3 protein-coding genes are annotated in these 1,784 nt (G+C 43.5%); 2 read left to right on the top strand and 1 reads right to left on the bottom strand.

Going from position 1 to position 1,784, the window contains the following annotated elements:
* Nucleotides 1–618: 3-phosphoshikimate 1-carboxyvinyltransferase (locus F3741_10335; protein ID MZG31181.1), on the bottom strand; the 618-nt coding region annotated here is incomplete at its 3' end.
* A gap of 265 nt (nucleotides 619–883) precedes the next feature.
* On the opposite strand from F3741_10335, the gene F3741_10330 reads away from it, so the two are divergent.
* Both F3741_10330 and F3741_10325 read left to right on the top strand, forming a co-directional pair.
* On the top strand, nucleotides 884–1,177 hold the full coding sequence (locus F3741_10330; protein MZG31180.1) for a hypothetical protein: 294 nt from the start codon (nucleotides 884–886) through the stop codon (nucleotides 1,175–1,177).
* 87 nt (nucleotides 1,178–1,264) lie between these two features.
* On the top strand, nucleotides 1,265–1,784 hold a 520-nt coding region (locus F3741_10325; protein ID MZG31179.1), incomplete at its 3' end, for a DUF4149 domain-containing protein.

Raw genomic sequence — 1,784 nt, 5'->3', positions numbered from 1 at the left:
GGTCTTCATGATGTCGAGGGTGATGTCGGCATATGATTTTGAAGTGAGCTCTCCCTGAATATTTACACAGGTATCAGATTTGAAATAAGGGGCCGAAAGTAAAATGGAAGTGAGATATTGACTGCTTTTATCACCCGCCAGCTTTATTTCTCCCCCAGGTATCTCTCCGCCAAAAATGTCTAACGGAGGACAACCGTTATTGTTGATTGATACGGCTTTGACACCCATTTGTGTCAGGCAATCCAAAAGGTCAGCCAGGGGTCTTTCACGCATTCGTTCATCACCATCCAACCGAACTTTTCCAGGGGCCAATGCTGAGAAGGTAGTGAGAAAACGCATGGTGGTTCCTGCGTTACCAATAAAAATATCTTCACCCGGTGTGGAAAGATTCCCTCCCTTGCCTGAAATTAGAAAAGCTTCGGCTTCTTCTTTGACGGGCACTCCAAATGCTTTCAGAGCCCGAATCATGTATTTCGTGTCATCGCTCACCAGTGGTTTTTCTAACCGGCATTCGCCATCTGTGAGTGCCGCAATCACTAATGCCCTGTTTGTGTAACTTTTCGAGCCGGGAATGGTTACGGTTGCTTGAACTTTTTCAGCAGGTTTGATTTCTATCAAGGTCTTAAAAAATTGAGGGTTCAAATAAAGGAATATACCACACCCCTTGGCAGGAGAAGCAAATTCAAATTGTTTCGGTTTTGGTATTTATATATCTTTGACTGAGCTTTTTTTATCAACAATGACAGGTCTTGGCCGTTCGTCCGGGGAGACTTCCTGCCCAGTTGTTTCGCATGGGTGATTCTGCTATGATCAGGTTTTCCGGGGATTTTTTGGTTCTTTTATCCCTATGTATTTAAAGGGCCTTGAGTGTCAGGGAATCGATATGACCGAGAAAGAAAAAGGATCCTTATGGTACAGGTTGTGGGATCATAGATCACTGAAAGAAAAGCAGCGCCTGCGGTCGCTGGTCCCCTGGATACTGTATGGGATAGCTGTTTTTTACGGGATCATTTATTTATCTATCCTTAATACTGTCAACCGCGAGAAAACCGGGACGACCGTTAAATCATGGTTTGGTGGGGATCGAAAGGAAGTCGTCGAAGCCCGGGAGAGGGAAGAACGGGAAATTAAAGAAAGCTTTAAGGCTTTACGCAAACGGACTTCCGGCGGACATTAAGCATGCGGCTAACTGAGGTCTGGTTTGGCTGGCAATAAATTATTTGGCTGAAAAAGCATTTATAGATAATTTGCAAGATAGGTCTCAATGAAACGTTTAGTATTTATTTCTAACTGGTTTTACCAGTTTTCCCTCTGCTTGTGGGTTGGGGGAATGTTTTTGCTGGGTATTCTTGTGGAAATAATGGTGCGGATAAATTTAAAGGACCAGCCGCAGGTGGCCAGCACTATCATGAATAAAATTATGGATGTTTTTAACGTCCATATTATTTATACCTGCATCGCGTTTATGATTTTGGCTGAGTTGGTCAAGTTTCTAGTGGCTAAAAACCGCTCATCCGGTTATGAACCACAGGTCGTGACAAAACGTAAATACACACGAGAAGTGTGTTTGGCTGTCATGGTTGTTCTGGCTATATATATAGGAAGTGTTTTGAGACCAGAGATGCATGCCATGGACAAGCTCAAAAAAGCCAACCCTGCTGATCAGAAACTGCAAATCCAGTTTGATCGATACCATTCGCGTTTGACCTGGGTCTATACCGTAAACATGATTCTGGGTCTGACTTTGTTCTATATTAACGGTAAAGAGATGGCCCGGTTTTCTA

Source organism: Nitrospinota bacterium, from assembly GCA_009873635.1.
Classification (GTDB): Bacteria; Nitrospinota; Nitrospinia; order Nitrospinales; family VA-1; genus LS-NOB.
This window is presented reverse-complemented; position numbering and strand designations above follow the sequence as displayed.

Bases quoted from the DNA above. Each gene is read 5' to 3' on its own strand.
- F3741_10330 (MZG31180.1), top strand. From the start codon at position 884: ATGACCGAGAAAGAAAAAGGATCCTTATGGTACAGGTTGTGGGATCAT.